The 16,093-nt window shown below is 52.6% G+C and carries 16 protein-coding genes; 2 read left to right on the top strand and 14 right to left on the bottom strand.

Annotated elements, in window-relative coordinates:
* Window positions 1-254: 254 nt before the first annotated feature.
* Window positions 255-1,148: a formyltetrahydrofolate deformylase gene (purU, locus tag ACH6EH_RS04445; RefSeq protein ID WP_138226769.1), complete on the bottom strand. Its 894-nt coding sequence runs from the start codon at window positions 1,146-1,148 to the stop codon at window positions 255-257.
* 195 nt (window positions 1,149-1,343) lie between these two features.
* Window positions 1,344-2,459 (bottom strand): deoxyribonuclease IV, encoded by a 1,116-nt coding sequence (locus ACH6EH_RS04440; protein ID WP_397331295.1) that lies wholly within the window; start codon window positions 2,457-2,459, stop codon window positions 1,344-1,346.
* A 133-nt stretch (window positions 2,460-2,592) separates the two neighbouring features.
* On the opposite strand from ACH6EH_RS04440, the gene ACH6EH_RS04435 reads away from it, so the two are divergent.
* Window positions 2,593-3,066, top strand: coding sequence for a DUF2621 domain-containing protein (locus ACH6EH_RS04435; RefSeq protein WP_138226771.1), 474 nt, complete (start codon window positions 2,593-2,595; stop codon window positions 3,064-3,066).
* Between the two features lie 180 nt (window positions 3,067-3,246).
* Here the strand turns inward: ACH6EH_RS04435 and ACH6EH_RS04430 are convergent, their stop codons facing one another.
* From ACH6EH_RS04430 to ACH6EH_RS04385, 10 genes are read right to left on the bottom strand one after another with little or no spacing between them, the layout of a single operon-like run.
* Window positions 3,247-5,274, bottom strand: a complete 2,028-nt coding sequence (locus tag ACH6EH_RS04430; protein WP_397331544.1) for a DUF6382 domain-containing protein — start codon at window positions 5,272-5,274, stop codon at window positions 3,247-3,249.
* A 21-nt stretch (window positions 5,275-5,295) separates the two neighbouring features.
* Window positions 5,296-5,853: an A24 family peptidase gene (locus tag ACH6EH_RS04425; protein ID WP_397331294.1), complete on the bottom strand. Its 558-nt coding sequence runs from the start codon at window positions 5,851-5,853 to the stop codon at window positions 5,296-5,298.
* The gene (locus ACH6EH_RS04420) at window positions 5,840-6,856 is read right to left on the bottom strand and encodes a TadE/TadG family type IV pilus assembly protein (protein WP_397331293.1); all 1,017 of its coding nucleotides are present in this window, start codon (window positions 6,854-6,856) and stop codon (window positions 5,840-5,842) included. The genes ACH6EH_RS04425 and ACH6EH_RS04420 overlap by 14 nt, the downstream gene beginning before the upstream one ends.
* A gap of 9 nt (window positions 6,857-6,865) precedes the next feature.
* On the bottom strand, window positions 6,866-9,055 hold the full coding sequence (locus tag ACH6EH_RS04415) for a hypothetical protein (RefSeq protein ID WP_397331292.1): 2,190 nt from the start codon (window positions 9,053-9,055) through the stop codon (window positions 6,866-6,868).
* Complete coding sequence (locus ACH6EH_RS04410) at window positions 9,055-9,714, bottom strand: TadE/TadG family type IV pilus assembly protein (RefSeq protein ID WP_397331291.1); 660 nt, start codon at window positions 9,712-9,714, stop codon at window positions 9,055-9,057. Before ACH6EH_RS04410 ends, ACH6EH_RS04415 begins: the two co-directional genes overlap by 1 nt.
* A gap of 7 nt (window positions 9,715-9,721) precedes the next feature.
* Window positions 9,722-9,895 carry a Flp1 family type IVb pilin gene (locus ACH6EH_RS04405; RefSeq protein ID WP_397331290.1) on the bottom strand — a complete coding sequence of 58 codons (174 nt, stop codon included), beginning with the start codon at window positions 9,893-9,895 and terminating at the stop codon, window positions 9,722-9,724.
* A gap of 41 nt (window positions 9,896-9,936) precedes the next feature.
* The gene (locus tag ACH6EH_RS04400) at window positions 9,937-10,809 is read right to left on the bottom strand and encodes a type II secretion system F family protein (RefSeq protein WP_397331289.1); all 873 of its coding nucleotides are present in this window, start codon (window positions 10,807-10,809) and stop codon (window positions 9,937-9,939) included.
* A 39-nt stretch (window positions 10,810-10,848) separates the two neighbouring features.
* Window positions 10,849-11,610, bottom strand: coding sequence for a type II secretion system F family protein (locus ACH6EH_RS04395; RefSeq protein WP_397331288.1), 762 nt, complete (start codon window positions 11,608-11,610; stop codon window positions 10,849-10,851).
* 53 nt (window positions 11,611-11,663) lie between these two features.
* Complete coding sequence (locus ACH6EH_RS04390) at window positions 11,664-12,923, bottom strand: TadA family conjugal transfer-associated ATPase (protein WP_397331287.1); 1,260 nt, start codon at window positions 12,921-12,923, stop codon at window positions 11,664-11,666.
* Window positions 12,920-14,086 carry a P-loop NTPase family protein gene (locus ACH6EH_RS04385; RefSeq protein ID WP_397331286.1) on the bottom strand — a complete coding sequence of 389 codons (1,167 nt, stop codon included), beginning with the start codon at window positions 14,084-14,086 and terminating at the stop codon, window positions 12,920-12,922. Before ACH6EH_RS04385 ends, ACH6EH_RS04390 begins: the two co-directional genes overlap by 4 nt.
* Window positions 14,087-14,401: 315 nt before the next feature.
* On the opposite strand from ACH6EH_RS04385, the gene ACH6EH_RS04380 reads away from it, so the two are divergent.
* Entirely contained in the window at window positions 14,402-15,256 is an 855-nt protein-coding gene (locus ACH6EH_RS04380) for a thermonuclease family protein (protein WP_397331285.1), read from the top strand.
* A gap of 2 nt (window positions 15,257-15,258) precedes the next feature.
* Here ACH6EH_RS04380 and ACH6EH_RS04375 read toward each other — a convergent pair whose 3' ends face one another.
* Together ACH6EH_RS04375 and ACH6EH_RS04370 are read right to left on the bottom strand one after the other, a co-directional pair.
* Window positions 15,259-15,657, bottom strand: a complete 399-nt coding sequence (locus ACH6EH_RS04375) for a thiol-disulfide oxidoreductase DCC family protein (protein WP_397331284.1) — start codon at window positions 15,655-15,657, stop codon at window positions 15,259-15,261.
* 79 nt (window positions 15,658-15,736) lie between these two features.
* Window positions 15,737-16,015, bottom strand: coding sequence for a hypothetical protein (locus ACH6EH_RS04370; protein WP_138226783.1), 279 nt, complete (start codon window positions 16,013-16,015; stop codon window positions 15,737-15,739).
* Window positions 16,016-16,093: the final 78 nt, after the last annotated feature.

Below are 16,093 nucleotides of genomic sequence, written 5' to 3'. Positions count from 1 at the left end.
GACCATGGCTTCCAAGCAGTTCTTATGTATATGAAGTTCTTGGTCTATGCCTTCTATGATGTAAGACGAATCACCGTGGCTAAAAGTTTGCTGATCCACAAAAAAAACATCCCGCTCCACATAAAAAAGGAGCGGGATGTTGATCTCTGCAGCAAGTATTAGGCTGCTCCAATAGGCTTATTCAATGTTTGCTTCATAATAAAGCATTGGAGCTTGGTTATTCGTGGTTTTAGGCAAAGACAGGCAAAGCCCTCTTAGAATACTACCGTTTTGTTGTGATGCACTAAGATGCGGTCCTCAATATGCCACTTTACCGCTCTGGCCAGCACTACCCGTTCGATCGTCCGACCGATCCGCTTCAGCTCAGTGACCTCATCCCGGTGGCTGACACGCTGAACGTCTTGCTCGATAATCGGGCCGCCATCCAGCTCCTCGGTTACGTAGTGGGCCGTTGCGCCGATGATTTTGACGCCGCGGTTATAGGCTTGAGCATACGGCTTGCCGCCGACAAATGCCGGCAGGAACGAGTGGTGAATATTGATGATCCGGTTGCGATAATGCTGAATAAATTGCGGACTGATAATCTGCATATAGCGGGCGAGGATGATTACGTCAATATCCTCTCCGATCACGTCAAGCTGCCTTTGCTCCGCTTCCGGTTTGGTATCCGCGGTGACCGGGATATGATGGAACGGAATCCCGAATGACTCGACATACTCCTGCATGTCTGTATGATTGCTAACCACCATAGCGATGTCTGCATCCAGATCACCGGCCTGCCATTGCCATAGCAGCTCGACCAGACAATGATCCTCCTTGGAGACGAAGATCGCAAGACGCTTTTTGCGTGAAGTGTTGTTAATATTCCATTCCATGCTGAACCGCTCAGCGACTTCACGGAATGAGGTCTCCAGCTCCGGCAGCTTGTGCGCCAGCTCCGGCAAATCGAACTCGATGCGCATGAAGAACATGCCCCCGGCAGGGTCCATCGTATATTGGTCGGATTGAACGATGTTCGCTCCATGCTCATGCAGGAAGCGGGACACCGCAGCTACGATGCCGGGTCCGTCCGGGCACGCAATCAGCATGCGGGCACGGTTCTCGCGCTCAGCCGCGGACGGTGTATTTTTGTGAATGTGAATGTCCATTGTAAATGTACTCCTTCTGATTCCTTCTAAAATGATCTTCAATCAGGCGCGGCCGCTGCTTGCAGGCTTGTCCCTAATTCCAGCAGGCGGCCGTTCTGTCTTCTTCGGCATCACTTCATGACATGGCGTGCCGCCGGTGACGCTAAGGTCAGACGTTCGTTCTCCTTCTTCTAACAGCCAGCATGAGCTTAGAGCTTATTTTCCCTGTCCCGCAAGCCAGGCAACGATACGCTGATTTATTCCTTCTTCACTTACGTCCGGCAGCAGGCCTGCACCCGCAACAAGATCATACAGCCGTTCCATGGGCTCGCGGGGATCAGCCTTCTTCGCCTTGGCGTCCGACTTGAGCAAATTCCAAGTGTCCAGCACGAACGACCGGCCTGCAATGTTCTGTCCCTCAAAGAAAGCGCCAAGCTCCTTCACCTGTGACAGAAATTCCGATCCAAAGCGTTCTTCCACATTGCCGCGGAGAAGCGCAATTTCAATCTCGTACATCGGACGCTGGGTTTTGGCATCCTTGCCGATCCACGGCGTCTCCAGAATGAATGGTCTGCCCTGAAGCCGTTCATGGTGAACCACTTTCTGGATCGCCTCGTAGCCGATCCAGCCTGTACCCAGCGGAGTGTGACGGTCTTTGGCTGCACCGCGCGGATTCTTGCTGTCATTCAAGTGCACCACAGTAAGACGGTCCAGTCCGATCAGCCGGTGAAACTCGTCCAGCACACCGTCCAGATTTTCTACAATGTCGTAGCCGGCATCATGCACGTGACAGGTATCGAGGCAGATTGCAAGTCGTTCATTGTACTTCACTTTATCAATGATCCGGGCCATTTCCTCGAAGCTTCGTCCCATCTCCGTGCCTTTGCCTGCCATTGTCTCCAGAGCGATCTTAACCTCGGTTTCATTCGTGCCCCCGAGCACCTCGTTCAGCCCTTGTGCAATCCGGTCGATCCCATAATCGGCATCCATGTCCGTATACGCACCAGGGTGAAGCACGATGTTGTTCACGCCCGCAGCCTGCGTACGGCGGATTTCTTCCTGTAAAAACGTTACCGCCAGCTCATAGGTGTTCTCCTTATAGGAGCCCAGATTGATAATGTAAGGCGCATGCACGACGATTTCATCAATACCGCTTTCCTTCATTAGAGCATTTCCTTCTTCAAGGAACATCGTATCCATGGGCTTACGCCGCGTATTCTGCGGTGCGCCGGTATATATCATAAACGAGCTGGAGCCGTATGAATTGGCCTCCGTTGCCGCTGTCAGGAGCCCCTGTCCGGAGAAGGACACGTGGGAACCGATTTTCAGCATGCTGCATCCCCCTTTTTTTTCAAACAATTATCACCTATTTTAGCCCGAAAGCTGAAATAAATCTAGAAATGCGATATAATTCTTACGAAAGCTGTCTTTTTGGAAAAGAACGTATTGAGGTGAGATTCTATATATGGTTAACCTTTCGGCATCCTTCCAGACCTTGACCACCAGCGGTCCACCGTCGTGGTTTATGTATTCAATCGCTTTTTGGGGCTGGGTCATGCTCGGCTTGATGACGGTCGGCGGATTTTTTATGTTTCGTAAATTCCTGAAGGTGCTGCCCAAGGCAGACGGCAAGTCCAAGCTCGACTGGCAGAACCATTGGGTAGAGACCAGCCGCCCCCTGTGGACGGACGAATCGAAGAGCTTTCTGGATGAATTAGTACAGCCCGTACCCGGCCCATTCCGGGATATCGCCAAGCATTCCATTGCTGCCGAGATCGGCAAGATTGCCGTAGAGAGCGGAGCGAGGGAAGTCACACGGGATCACTGCATCAAAGGCTATATCGTCGCGACACCGCGTCGGGATTACAAATTCCTAATGAACTTTCTTCACAAAAAAGGCATCGATTATTCTCCTTACCAGCACTTAATCAATAAATAATGAAACAAGACCGCCAGCCTTCGGGCTCTGCGGTCTTTGTTATTCTGGCATACATACAGCAGCAGTCTGTTCTGTGAAACCTCTGTTAGGAGCAAGAGGGGGCTGATGACCGAAGCGGTATAATGTGAAAGGCATAGGGCATCGGGCATAGGGCATCGCACAGCTTCAGCAAGTCAGCTCTCAAGAGGCCCGAAACGTATACTGCCCTTCAGCAATCACAAATACATCTCCTTCTCCCAGCATATATTCCTTGTAAGCCACCATAGGCTCCCCACGCAGAAGCGTTCCATTTCTGGAGCCGAGATCCTTGATTTTGTAGCCTTCCGGGCTCCGGGACAGCTCGACATGCGCACGAGATACACCTGCTGACGCCGCCACGTACTGGGCGACCTCACCGGAACGGCCAATAATAAAGTGAGCCTGGTCAAGCTCTACCCGTTCAGATTCCTGCCGGGAAGGCAAGGATACCTCCAGATAGGGGCGCGGGCTGCCTGTGCTATCTGCTGCATCTGACCCATATCCTGTTCGGGGCTGCAGCAGCACAGTCCCTCCGTCTTCAGAAACAGCAGCCGCAGCCGCAGCCGCGAACCCGGACGCGCTTACTGCCGCAGGATCTTTGCCGGTCCCTCCGATGGACGATCCTTGAAAGCGCTCCTGCAGCAGCTGCTCCATCGGCATCGCCTGGTTGTTTAAAGCACCGTCATAAAGTGCCATAGAGCCGGCATTTCGCACATTGGCCGAATCGCGATACCCGCTCCCAGGAAAGCCTTCATCATGCGGCGACAACTGATCGTCACCATGATCTCCGTAGTCATGGCCTGAAGAAGAAGGCTTGTTCCATCTCCATTTCTCCGACCCGGGCGGGGAGTCCAGATCTGGGGTATGGCCGCTACGGTCCTCCTTTCCACCCCGTCCCGACAGCAGGCCGGTAAACCGCTCCAAAGAGAAGATATGCTTCTCTGCCTCTTTCCGGTCGAAGTGAAGCGGTCCCGACACATCCTCAGGCATTCCGGCATCCATACGATCTGACACCTTTTTCGAAAACCAGCCTTGGAGCAGGCCGAGCCTCCCTTTCCAGCCCAGAACGGCGACAATGCCAAGAACAGCGGAAGCTGCGATGGACAACCACATCCCTCCAGATGATGGTGAATCCATATATACAAAGCGCCACACCACAGCGATCGCTAGCAAACCGCCCAGCAGCCAGTACACGCTGGAGGAGGTTTGCCTCGGCTCATCATCATATAGCTCATCCCAGCCTCCGCTCTCCCAAGCTTCAGTTCCGGATGCTCCGGATGCTGGTAATCCCGGCGAGCCTGTTGTCACGTTCACCTGCAGCTGCTTCACGGAATCGGCATTCCATACCGTTTGCAGAGGGCGTTCCTCTCGCCAACGCTGCGGTTGAGCTGCTCCCGGGAAAGGAGTCACAGGACCCTTTGAAGAGCTGGAGCCATTACGGATGTGTGGAATTTGCGGCGCACTGGGCATATGAGAGGCATTCAGCGGATTTGGCTCGTTTTTCACATTCGGCTTACTCCGAGTATCCGCGCCGCTCCGTAGATGCAGGGCATCCGCTGTGTGGGAAACAAGCTGCGCGACCTCTGCTTGGTGTTGAACAGCCGCATCATGTTCACCCGATCCAGCCATTAAGCCCAGCAGCAGCTTCTTCAGCCCGGACAGCTCAAACTCTTCTTGTGAACAGGCGTGCAGGAGCGATTGAACACCATTGCCCTGCAGTTCTTTAACAAGAGCAAGCCAGCGGGTAACCAGGCTTTTAATGCTGTCAGCCAGGCTTTGCTCCGAAGCCCATACACCCGCGGTAAACGGCAGGTAGGTAAGATAGATCAGTCCGCTGTGCAGCGGCCCCTCCAGAAACATGTATTCTTCATTCAAAACGTACTGGTCTGCTTTGAGCATGTACTTCCCGCTATCCTGAAGCGCCGTGACGATCTGGAGCAGCAGGGCATAGAATTCGGTCAAAGTCAGCTTTTCGGTTCGCAGCACCTGTGACAGCATTTTTTTGCCGGAGATGTTATATTCCAGTGTTATGCTGCAGTCCATTTCCTTGAGATAGAGCGGCAAAAAGTGCGGAATGCTGACAGCCCGGATCATCCCCATCTGAACATGACTGATGTCCTTTTCATCCAGCCCCTGATCTTTTGCCAGCACCATTAGTGTCCCGGCATTCTGAACAAAATCACGTGTCATTCCGAACACGGCTGTTCCCTCCTACATTTGAGCAAAATAAGTCCAGAGCATTCCCGGCAGCACCGCCAGCATAAATGGAAAGCGCAGCTGCCCGCCTTGCTGTTTGCTGCTGAAGGCCGCTTTAAACCTCAACATTTCAGCGGCCTGAAAAACAATCCTTTTGAAGCGAAGCCGGATCTCCCGGCGCCATATCACGATGCAAAGACCAATGATGCCAGCACAGAACACGGAATAAAACACGCCCTGAATCGTAAACCATAGCCCGCACCAGGCACCAATTGCCCCGAAGAGCTTTACATCCCCTGCGCCGACGGCTCCAGCCAGATACATCACGAGCACAATGCCAAAGCCTGCTGCCATGCCCTGCAGCGAAAACAATACACCCTCCACGCCGCCGGTACCGCCGTGATATCCCAAGCCCAGCAATGCAGAGGGTACCGTGAGCATATTAGGAATTCTCATGTACCGCAGATCCATGACGAAAGCTGCCGCAAGAAACACAGCACACATCCAAAAAGCGATATTCATCGCACCTCGTCCTTTCTCATCTCGTTCTACCGCCGATCTAGGGCCTTTCAACCACAGTAAACATGACCTCGATCCTGTCACCGTCTGCAGTTTCAATGACAAAGGGCCAGGACCCTGGCGTTGTATTAAAGCCGACGTTCCACTCCCATTCAATGAAGCCCTGCTCATCTGCGGTTTTCCAGCCCAAGTACTTGGCTGTACTTTTTCCGGATTTGTAATACACCGACATTTGTGCGGCAGTACCCGGAGCCAGCTTGGCTCTAACCCGCGCTTGCTTGCTGGCCACAGCAGGGTGCGGCTTTTCCAGCAGCTCAATTCCACCCGCTGCTCCATCTTCAGCCCCAGCATCACCTTCTGAGCCCCCTTCTCCGGTATCTCCGATCCAGAGCCGTTCCTGAGATTTGGCCTGAAGCACAATGCTTCGGTTCAAGAACGGAACCTGGATTGGAAGCTCATAGCTGACCTCAATCCCGAAATATGGATGCTTCCCGCTCTTTAAATTGGGAATGGAGACATTGGATACATGAATACGCTCATATTCAAGCAGTCCTCCCGGAATAAAAGGCCGGAGCATCGGCTTGATGACCGGATCCAGTACGGCCTCGGCGGCCTGATTCTTTAGCTGCTGTAAAGGCTCGTCTCCTGCTGCCGCGGCAGCATTCATCCAGCCCTTCACAGGCTCAGGTAAAGTAGCGCTGTACCTTGCTGCCCAGTCTTGGAGGGAGAGCTTGGGAACCTCCCAGTGCGAGCTGGAGGCATTTTCGAAAGAGAAGCCCCCTGACTCCATCTCTCCCTCTCTCTTCGCCCCGCCTGATGACTGTACTGCGATCGAGACCGGGTATATATGCGCTGCCACAGTCTTCACACTGTCCGATACCATCGTCTGCAGAGCGGTCGAAATAATGGTCATTTGAATGATATAAATTAGAAAAATGACAAAAAACATAAACATCGGAAGCACCATTGCGGCCTCCAGCACCATGCTGCCGGCTTCACATGCAGCGTTCCGCTGTTTCATTTCCGGCGGCGTCTTCCTTACTGTCCATTTCATCATCGCTGTCTCCTAATAGGAAAAATCTGCTCGGCGAGTAATGATATATTCACTGCCCTTTACAGCATCATCACCGTGATCCATTACCACCCCCAGAGCGTTAGTCACTCCAGGAAGAAACCATAGCTTCATTCCCAGCTCGATCTCACCCGAGGCATAGGTTGCTCTTTCCGCCGGGTTGATGCCGGTATGAAAACGAATGAGCGCCAGCATGCGCGACATTTTCTTGTCGTTATGGCTATGTAGAAACAGAAACAATCTCAAATGATCTCTGTAGGTCATTTCAACCGGCATATATCTGGACAGCTCCACCGACCCTTTCGTGCTCAGTGCAATCATATCTTCAATGGCCTTCTCGACGCCGTACAGGATCGCCGCTGCGAGAATTAAGAGCGGGTTTCCTTTATTGCTGTTGACCACAAAGCCCTCCATCGTTCGAATGGCCAGGCGAGACGCAAAAATCTCACCGTAAGCAGCAGCAATATTGGCGTATCCGTTGTGGAAGCCGTATAGGATATACTCCACTTCCTGCTCTTTGAGATCAGGTGGCGTAAAGCCAGACAGCGTGCCGGGATCTGAAAGCCCGGACAGCTCTGTTATGTCGTAGTGCGAGAAATAGTGCACGGCGTATTCATTCTGAAACAGCTCATCCATAACGCCATCCATCAGTCCTCCCATGGCAGCGAAGGAACCATCCATCTGATCCATGGAGGCATGCCCCGCGTCATAGGGATCACTCTCCCACTCTGTCCCTCTGTGGTCTTCCTCGGCAGCCACCGCGTTAAAGGACAGGCTGTCGTCATAATAACGCTTGAGCTCCTTGAACTGAGCCTGAACCTCGCCACTCTCTTTGCCCCCATGAAGAGCCGCCATCCATCGCTCAGCCTGCTTCAGCTTTCCGCGAGCCTCTCCTTCCAGCGCTTTCCGTTCTTTGTCCGAGGAACGAAGCTGCTCCAGCTCAAGCTGCTTCTGACTCAACTTATTTCTTGTCCCGGGATCACTATATTCCTGAATGTATTCCTCCACAGATCTGCTGGCTCTGCTAACGGAAGATGCTGCTGCGGAGCTTCCGAGAGAGCCTGCCAGTGCGTCCAGTTTCTGCACCACAGGCCCCCACTCATTCTTCTGACGATTGATTTCAGCTTGAAAGCTGTCTAGAAATGAATCATGATGAATCAGCTTTCCGGTCTGCTGCCGAATGGACTGAATCATGGGCGCATCTCCAGCGCTGCTACTGTCCGTGCCCGGTACGCTTTGATGAGATAGCGCATCATACCCGCTGCTCGCAGAACGGGACTCCGCTTCTTCAATGACCTGCTTCATCTCTTCATTCAGCTGCTGCGCTTTCTTAAAGTGCTCTTCCGCCTCCTGAAGCAGAGCCTCATGCCTCGATGAGGCTCCCCTGACCCCTGCAGCAAGAGTGGAAGACATGGAAGCAGTGCCCACCAGGTATTTCCGGAGCAGGTCGGTATACAGCTTCTCATCGCTCTCCCGCGATGCATCCTCGGCTGATTTATTCATGTAATCCTGGTATTGAGATGCCGCATCGCCTGCCGTTGCAATGGCTCCTCCAAGGACTTCATCAGAGATCTGACTACCCGGAGGCTGCAGGACTAGCCTGGATAATGGCGGCGCCTGCTGCCCTGCCTTTCTTTGCTTCTCCAGCATATCGTCCAGCGCTTTCTCCCGCTGGTCATACAGCTTGCCGAGCTTCTTCAGGACATCAAAGGTGCTCGAGGCCTCCTTCATGGATTGAGACATCGGCTTGAATTTACTTAGCATCTCCAATGTAAAATCAATAGGGGCTTTGTACTTCATATCCTCACTAATCTGGCGATTAAAGATGTCATAGGTTCCCAGCGGCCGTTCGAGCTGAAGCGCTGAGCTGTCAAGCCGTAACGGGAGCAGCGGAAATGCATCTGCACGGGAGGATGGCTTGAGGCTTTCATTTAAAGCTTTTCCCATGATCAGATCTCCGCGGGTCTCGCCAATCGCATAAAGTCCATAGTTCTGCTGAAGCTGCGGATCATAAGCTGACATGACAGAGCGCACCGCAGCATGAGTCAGACGTTCCCCTTGCACCTTCATCGCAGCAATTCTCGCATAATCAATAAACACGGCAACGAACATAAACACGACCGATAACGCGATCATCAAAAAAATAGATACCGCGCCTTCTTCTCTCCGGAAAACTCTTCTCATCACTGGAGCTCTCCCCCAAATCGTCCCAGCACCTGTGCAGCGGCTTTCGGATCCGTACGACCTCCCCCGGATTGTGCAAATCGGGAGCCATAATAACGCATCAGCTCCACAGTCCGTATAAATTCCACCGGATCCACAATCACCGACTGAGACAAAGCTTTAAGCTCCATCCCCCCAGACAGTAAATGATCCAGCGGCTGGATGTCAGATGGCCAGGACAGCTGAGTATACACCCGCCGCAGCAGCAGCTTGTTCTCATAACGCAGCTCTCCTTCCATGCCAGCCGGTACCGCCAAAGATGCCTTGGACAGCTTTACTTCGGGTAAATCAGCTTCTGAAGCCGCTCCTCCAGGCAGCTGAAGGGACACCTGCCTCTCAGCTTGCCCTAACTGAAACAAGCCTGACAGCAGATGGTCATCCTTCAATCTCCAATACAGGCTGTCATACAGGCCGGGTTCAACCGAGCCGCTGACTGCTTCCTTGTGACTGTTGTCCCACATGAAGGAGGCACGCTCTGACACGGCGGAAGACGCTTGGGTGAGAAAGGATTTCTGATACAGATACAGGCATAAGAATAACAGCATAGCTACGACGAGGAACACGATTGGAAGAACGAGAGAGGCTTCAATTGTAAACTGTCCCCTGGCATCCCTCCACAACGATCGACTACTTAAGAAACTCTTCAGTTTTCTCATTTACATTGTCAAAAAGATTGTTTACCAAGATCGTGATCTGTTCTTTAAATATCAGAGCAATGACCAGGATCACCACAATAATCAAAATTACCTCCAGCGTTCCCAGCCCCTCCTCATCCTTCCAAAAGCGTCTTACAGGATTCATAATTGTAGATAATTTCATAACATATCCATTCCCTTCTCCTTCTAGATATTCATCATCATTAATGCCGGAGCTCCGATCAAGACCAGAACTACCATGAATATAACAACCATCGGAAACACCAGCTTGGAGGAGGCCCGCTCCCCTCTTGTGCGGGCAATAGCCTTTCTTTTCTCCCACAGCAATCGCGATAGATCCCGCAGGGCTAATACAAAGTCGCTTCCACCCCTTTTGAAATGAAGAAGCACTGTGGTCGTAAACACGGAAATCTCCTGCACCGCGCAGCGCCTGCTGAATTGCTCAAATGCCTCCTGAAAGGAATGACCGCCTTCCCACTCGGAAACCATCATCCTCAGCTCCATATAGAGCGGATGCGTATCGTTGTCTGCACGATGACAGCAGTGCAGCAAAGCCTTTTGCACGGTTTCACCTGCCCCGACGAGCAGGACCAGCTTGTTGAGCAGCTCTGGAAGCTCCATTACAATATCCTGCTCCCGCATGATCACCCTGCGCTCCAGATCACGCAGCATGGATATCGGCAGCAGACCACCGAGCAGCACGCCCGCGATCATCCCTATGCCCTCTCCGGTTAGTAGAGCTATGGAGCTGCCTGCGATCAGCGCAGCCCATCCATATGACATAGCCTCTGCGAGAACCAGCAATGTCTTCTCCCTGCTTAAACGCAGGCCGTGCAGCTTCTGTACGGAACGTTCAGTCCGATAATACAGCGTAGGTGCACGCTGCAAAAGAGAAGTGCGTTCCAGCAGGTGCAATCCCGGTGCAAGCCATTTTTGCAGCTTCAGTCCACTCACCGGAATCCGGCTCCAGAGCCGGTACCGCGCATGGTGACGGTAATAAAGCCCCAGCCAGACTGCTGCCAGCAATGTAAGCAGCACCGCCGCACCAAATGTCAGCATTTCCTTCATCACCTCAGCATCTGAAGTATCCCGCTGTCTCTAGACGCGAATATCCATCATTCTTGAAATCCACCAGCAGCAGCCGGCAAGCGCACTCAGAGCCAGCGTTGAAATCACAATGCCAGCGCCGCTATTATGCATAGGCTGCATATAATCACCTGCCGTGAAATTCATAAATAACAGGAGCAGGAACGGTGCAGCCATCATCGCTTTGGATTCAAATTTCTTCTGTGCCACCATCACGGCAATTTCCTGCTGGATATCCAGCTTCTCTCCAATGACGGAGGAGGTCCGGCGGATCACCTCTACCAAATCTCCGCCTGTTCTTTTGCAGGTGACAAAAACATCGGCGAAGCTGGATATATCATCAAGTCCTGCCCGGACCGCAAAATCCTGTAACGCTGCCTCCATAGGTTCGCCGATCTCAAGCCTGGCTGTGATGACCCGAAGCTCAAACATCATGTCATTCTCCTGTCCCGGATAAAGCAGCCTCAAATCCTCAGTCGCATCCTTAAAGCCATTCTCGACAGAACGTCCCGCAGACAGAGAGGACGAGAGGGAATACAACGCCTGCTTGAAATGAAGATTCAGCGCCGATCTTTGTCGCTGAAGCAGATGCTGCCGCCAAAACCGCGGCAGCAGCAAGCCTGCCGGGGCCACCAGCAGCGACAGCAGCGGGTTCTGATAGAACAAATGCCCCGCTATGAAGCAAAGAACACAGCCGATGATGGCGAAGCTGATCCGCTGCTTTGATGAGAGCGTGTACTGCTTGTAATCCCTGAGCTGTATCTGTCTTTGCATAGTCCTCCTCCCTTCCCTTCATGGCAGTAAAATCACTTGACTCCCTGCCTTTGTCACAGCCCCTCTGAAGCTTCTCCGAGCTCCTGCAGGGGCCACCGTGTCATTCCGGCCATCAAGAGCTTATCCGTATGTACAATAGGATTTCCGCAGCGTTCCAGTTCACCCCGCAGCCGTCCGTCAGACTCTCCCCGCTCCACGAAACGATACAGCGGGTTTAGCTGAACCTCCCCCTCGCTTAGCCCTGCCACCTCACTGATCTCTGTTACGCGGCGCGAGCGGTCGCGCAGCCGAGATAAATGAACCAGAATATCCACCGCCGAGCTGATCTGCTGACGAACCACCTGCACAGGAAGCTCTCCACCGCTGAGCACCATGGTTTCCAGTCGACTGATCATATCCTTGCTGCTGTTGCTATGTCCTGTGGACAGCGACCCGTCATGTCCCGTGTTCATCGCCTGCAGCATGTCCAGCGCCTCACTGCCGCGAACCTCGCCTACAATAATCCGATTGGGTCTCATGCGAAGAGAGGAGCGGATAAGATCTCGAATATTGATCTCGCCCTTTCCTTCGGTATTTGCATTCCTGGTCTCCAGTGCTACAAGATTGGGAACCGTGACGATCTTCAGCTCGGCAGAATCCTCAATCGTGATCACCCGCTCATCTCCCGGAATGTATTGAGACAACGCATTGAGAAAGGTCGTCTTCCCGGAGCCTGTGCCTCCGCTTATAAAAATGTTATATTTACTCCTCACCAAAATGCGAAGCAGCTCCGCAGCTTCAGACGATAACGCCCCCCGCTCCACCAGCTGCCCCATCGTCATCGGAGACTCCGGAAACTTGCGAATGGTCATGGTCGGTCCCTTCAGCGCAACAGGCGGCAGCACGATATTTACGCGGGAGCCATTCTGCAGCCTGGCGTCGACAATGGGAGACGATTCATTCACGACCCGATTCACGGACCCGACAACACTCTGGATAATATCCTCCAGCCTGTTCCTGGACTCAAACCGGACATTTAGCTTCTTGACCTCGCCTTCCTGTTCGATGAACACTTCTTCATGGCTGTTAATCATGATTTCAGTGATCGCTGGATTGTCAACCAGAGGCTGAAGCACATCCAGACCGCGAAAGGAATCAAACACACGGCGAATCAGCTCCCGCTTCTGCGCTGCCGTCAGTGACGAGATGTCGCTCCGGCGCCAGGCATAATCCTCAATCTGCGCCATCAGCTCCCGATTGCTCACAGCCGCAGACAAATCCAGACTGCCCCGGACTTCATTACGTATCGAGTGGAACATCTCGTCCAGACTCATCTGCCGCCACCACGCATTCCATCCATGAAGGCTCCGGAGGACTGAGCGGTTCCATACAGCTCATGGCACAGCTTCAGAATCTCCTTCTGAAAGGCAGGAGTATGAAGCTGCTCCAATAGGTTACTGCTGTCCCAGCTGTTCATCATTGGCAGAACATGATCTGCTGTTATCTCCTGCTTCCTTGAATCCAGCTTAGGCGTATAGCGGTTTATGATAAATCGACTCTTCGCTGCGAAGTCTGTGCCGTTCATCTCTTGGGTGCCAAGATGCTGTATCCACTTCCCCGTCTTCCATTGCCCTGTATGATCCGCAGTCAGGACCCAGAGCAATTCATCCGCATGCCGGGTGACCGCCTGAAGCAGCTTCTGGTTTAATCCATCGTTATCAACAACGATCATGTCATAACGATTCAGGCCCTGCAGAGCTCCCAGCAGAGCAGCCGTATCGTCTGCATTCATCTCCAGCATCTCCTTCACCTCAGCACCGCCAACCAGTCCATCGCATTTCAACGCTTCCTTCCTGACAATGTACGGCTCCAGATCGATCTCTTCTCCGTTCTCCTGAAGCACCTTCAGGTCGTACAGCAGCCGGGAAAAGCTGCTCTTGCCGCCCTGCAGACGTTCCTCGGACAACAGCTGCTCACTGGAGTTCAGCATTTCCAGATTAAGATACAGCACCCGGCAGCCCAGCTCCGCGAGCTGCCGCGCTATGCTCATGGCAATCATCGTCTTGCCGCAATGACCTATTGCCGAGACCATTCCGAGTACACGGGTCCCTCCAGACCGAAGCTCCCGGCCCGTATGGCTGCTGTGCACACTTCGGCCCGCTCGAGCAAGCCATCCGCTCAGCAGCTCCGGGATCGGCTGATATTTCGGTACAGCCACCTCATGCTCCGCCACAGGGCCAATGCTCCCGTCACTCAGGTAAATCCACCGTCCCGGGATCAAAGGCAGCTCAAGGCCCCTCCAGGCCTCCAGCATAGCTCCATCCAGGACGACCAGATCATGCTGCTTTCTCTTTTCCTTGTACTGCTGCAGGGCATCCACGCGAGTAAATGCCGCAATCTGTAAACGAGTGGCATCATCACTAGATTGCACATAATTCAGGACGGCTTCTGCATATGGAGGGTCCTGTACTGCCAGTACCAGCCTCACCGGATCCATATCTCCATTCTCCTTTTCCCAAGACAACGCAAAAAAGCACCCTTCTATACTGCAGCATCTGCAGTCATAGAACGGTGCTTCCGTCGTCTTGTTATATTTTTACATAGGATAGCATATACTCCCGGGGTCTGCAACCGAAATTTTGGATCATTCCCACCCTATCTGCTGCTATAGGCACCCTTGCCAAACCTCGGCAAACCTATCATAATACAATGGAACAAGTGTTCCGAGTCGATGTCGGTTTATATACAGTTGAACTACATAACGCGCTCCCTATCTAACACCTATTACAACTACTTAAAGAGGAGAATCATCATGAGATTGAAACTGATCCCTGCGCTGCTTGCAGCTTTGCTGCTGACCGGCTGCGGTAGTGACCACGCAGAACGCCCCCAAGTCCCGGCTTCCGGGCAAGCACCTGCTTCATCCTCCGGGGCTGACAAGAACTCTGCACCTCCCGTCTCCGGCAAAGGATATGAAACCGACCAACTGGATATCGCTAAAGCACCGGTTCAGCTAGTTAGAGCCGTGGATGGAGATACCATCCGGGTAGAGTGGCAGGGACAAGAGGAGAATGTTCGTTTTCTTCTGATTGATACACCCGAAACCAGTCACCCTCAGCTCGGCGTACAGCCGTACGGCCCGGAAGCCAAGGACTTTACTGCCCGTATGGTAGAAGAAGCAGACCTTCTGGAGCTGGAATTTGATATTGGGCCCAACCGCGATAAATATGGACGCCTGCTCGCCTATGTCTATGCCGATGGGGTAATGGTTCAGGAAGCCCTTCTACAGGAAGGTCTCGCGCGGGTCGCCTACATTTATCCCCCCAATGTGCGATATGTCGATAAATTCAACGGACTTCAGCAGGACAGCCGCAATGAGGCGCAAGGCATCTGGAGTGTAGAAAATTATGCACAGGAGGACGGCTTTTATCCCGAGCATTTTGATGCTACTGCAGCAGCTGAAGCTGAAGAGCCAGCACCCAAAGCCACACCAGCGGAAGACAAGACTCCGGCCAATGGCTGCAGCATTAAAGGCAATATCAACTCCAAAGGAGATAAAATCTACCACACGCCGGAATCCAGATATTATGACGCTACCGATCCGGAGGCGTGGTTCTGCAGTGAGCAGGAAGCTGAGGCTGCCGGATTTCGGGCGCCGAAGAGCTAGCATTACAGAAAGCGACGGCGGATCTCCGGAGTCGGAATCATACACTCTTCAGACTTTCCGAACCAGCGATACCGGTTATTAGCGACCCATTGGTAAACAGGATTCCTGATAAAAGGAGGTACCATCACGAAGACGTAAAAAAGCGGCCATGGCAGCGGCAGCCGCTTTGCAATCCGCAACGCAGCAGCGGACTTCGTATAATAGGTTCCTCCTTCAATGACAATCACGGTATTATTCAGCTCTGGAGACAGGCCCCCCGCAAGAAGGAGCTCCTGCCCAATGTCCGACTGCTGAGAGGCAAAGCGAAAGCGCCCTTCAGGATCCCGTTTGATGATAAAGCGCGTAAGGCCTTGGCATAAATGGCACACACCATCGATCAGTACAATAACGTGATCCGTCATCCTCATTCCTCCAGGTAAAATGTACAAAAATAGCGTGGAACTCATACCAAAGTCCACGCTGTCGTTGTGCCTCATTCAATTATTCGGCAGCTGCCTTGCTCAGCCATTCTCCCTCTTTCATCTGCTCATCAAAATCCGAAGAAAACTTCTCCATGCATCTGCAAATGAAATCCTTGCGGCATACGGGACAAGGCGTCTTGCCCAGACGGCTGACATTCGTCAATTTCCATTCTGGATAACGGTTGTAAAACACGCGGCAATCGGTTCCGTCTGCCAGATTGATGATGAACTCATAAAGCCCGTCCTTCTCATTGTTTCCGGCTTTAGTTACATTGGTAATCTGCGGTCTGTATGGCATGTGCATCACCCATTTATCTTAAATTTCTCGTTCATTAGTACATTGTACTTTCCGGTACTTAGACATATTAAAGAATTT

Source organism: Paenibacillus sp. JSM ZJ436 (genome assembly GCF_044383795.1).
GTDB classification, from domain to species: Bacteria; Bacillota; Bacilli; order Paenibacillales; family Paenibacillaceae; genus Paenibacillus_AQ; species Paenibacillus_AQ algicola.
The sequence above is the reverse complement of the archived record's forward strand: the minus strand, read 5'-3'. Positions and strand labels throughout refer to the sequence as shown.

Excerpts from the sequence above, each read along its gene's own strand:
- purU (WP_138226769.1), bottom strand. The coding sequence starts at position 1,148 with ATGGACATTCACATTCACAAAAATACACCGTCCGCGGCTGAGCGCGAG.
- ACH6EH_RS04440 (WP_397331295.1), bottom strand. The coding sequence starts at position 2,459 with ATGCTGAAAATCGGTTCCCACGTGTCCTTCTCCGGACAGGGGCTCCTG.
- ACH6EH_RS04435 (WP_138226771.1), top strand. The coding sequence starts at position 2,593 with ATGGTTAACCTTTCGGCATCCTTCCAGACCTTGACCACCAGCGGTCCA.
- ACH6EH_RS04430 (WP_397331544.1), bottom strand. The coding sequence starts at position 5,274 with ATGACACGTGATTTTGTTCAGAATGCCGGGACACTAATGGTGCTGGCA.
- ACH6EH_RS04420 (WP_397331293.1), bottom strand. The coding sequence starts at position 6,856 with ATGATGAAATGGACAGTAAGGAAGACGCCGCCGGAAATGAAACAGCGG.
- ACH6EH_RS04415 (WP_397331292.1), bottom strand. The coding sequence starts at position 9,055 with ATGAGAAGAGTTTTCCGGAGAGAAGAAGGCGCGGTATCTATTTTTTTG.
- ACH6EH_RS04405 (WP_397331290.1), bottom strand. The coding sequence starts at position 9,895 with ATGAATCCTGTAAGACGCTTTTGGAAGGATGAGGAGGGGCTGGGAACG.
- ACH6EH_RS04400 (WP_397331289.1), bottom strand. The coding sequence starts at position 10,809 with ATGCTGACATTTGGTGCGGCGGTGCTGCTTACATTGCTGGCAGCAGTC.
- ACH6EH_RS04395 (WP_397331288.1), bottom strand. The coding sequence starts at position 11,610 with ATGCAAAGACAGATACAGCTCAGGGATTACAAGCAGTACACGCTCTCA.
- ACH6EH_RS04390 (WP_397331287.1), bottom strand. The coding sequence starts at position 12,923 with ATGAGTCTGGACGAGATGTTCCACTCGATACGTAATGAAGTCCGGGGC.
- ACH6EH_RS04385 (WP_397331286.1), bottom strand. The coding sequence starts at position 14,086 with ATGGATCCGGTGAGGCTGGTACTGGCAGTACAGGACCCTCCATATGCA.
- ACH6EH_RS04380 (WP_397331285.1), top strand. The coding sequence starts at position 14,402 with ATGAGATTGAAACTGATCCCTGCGCTGCTTGCAGCTTTGCTGCTGACC.
- ACH6EH_RS04375 (WP_397331284.1), bottom strand. The coding sequence starts at position 15,657 with ATGACGGATCACGTTATTGTACTGATCGATGGTGTGTGCCATTTATGC.
- ACH6EH_RS04370 (WP_138226783.1), bottom strand. The coding sequence starts at position 16,015 with ATGCCATACAGACCGCAGATTACCAATGTAACTAAAGCCGGAAACAAT.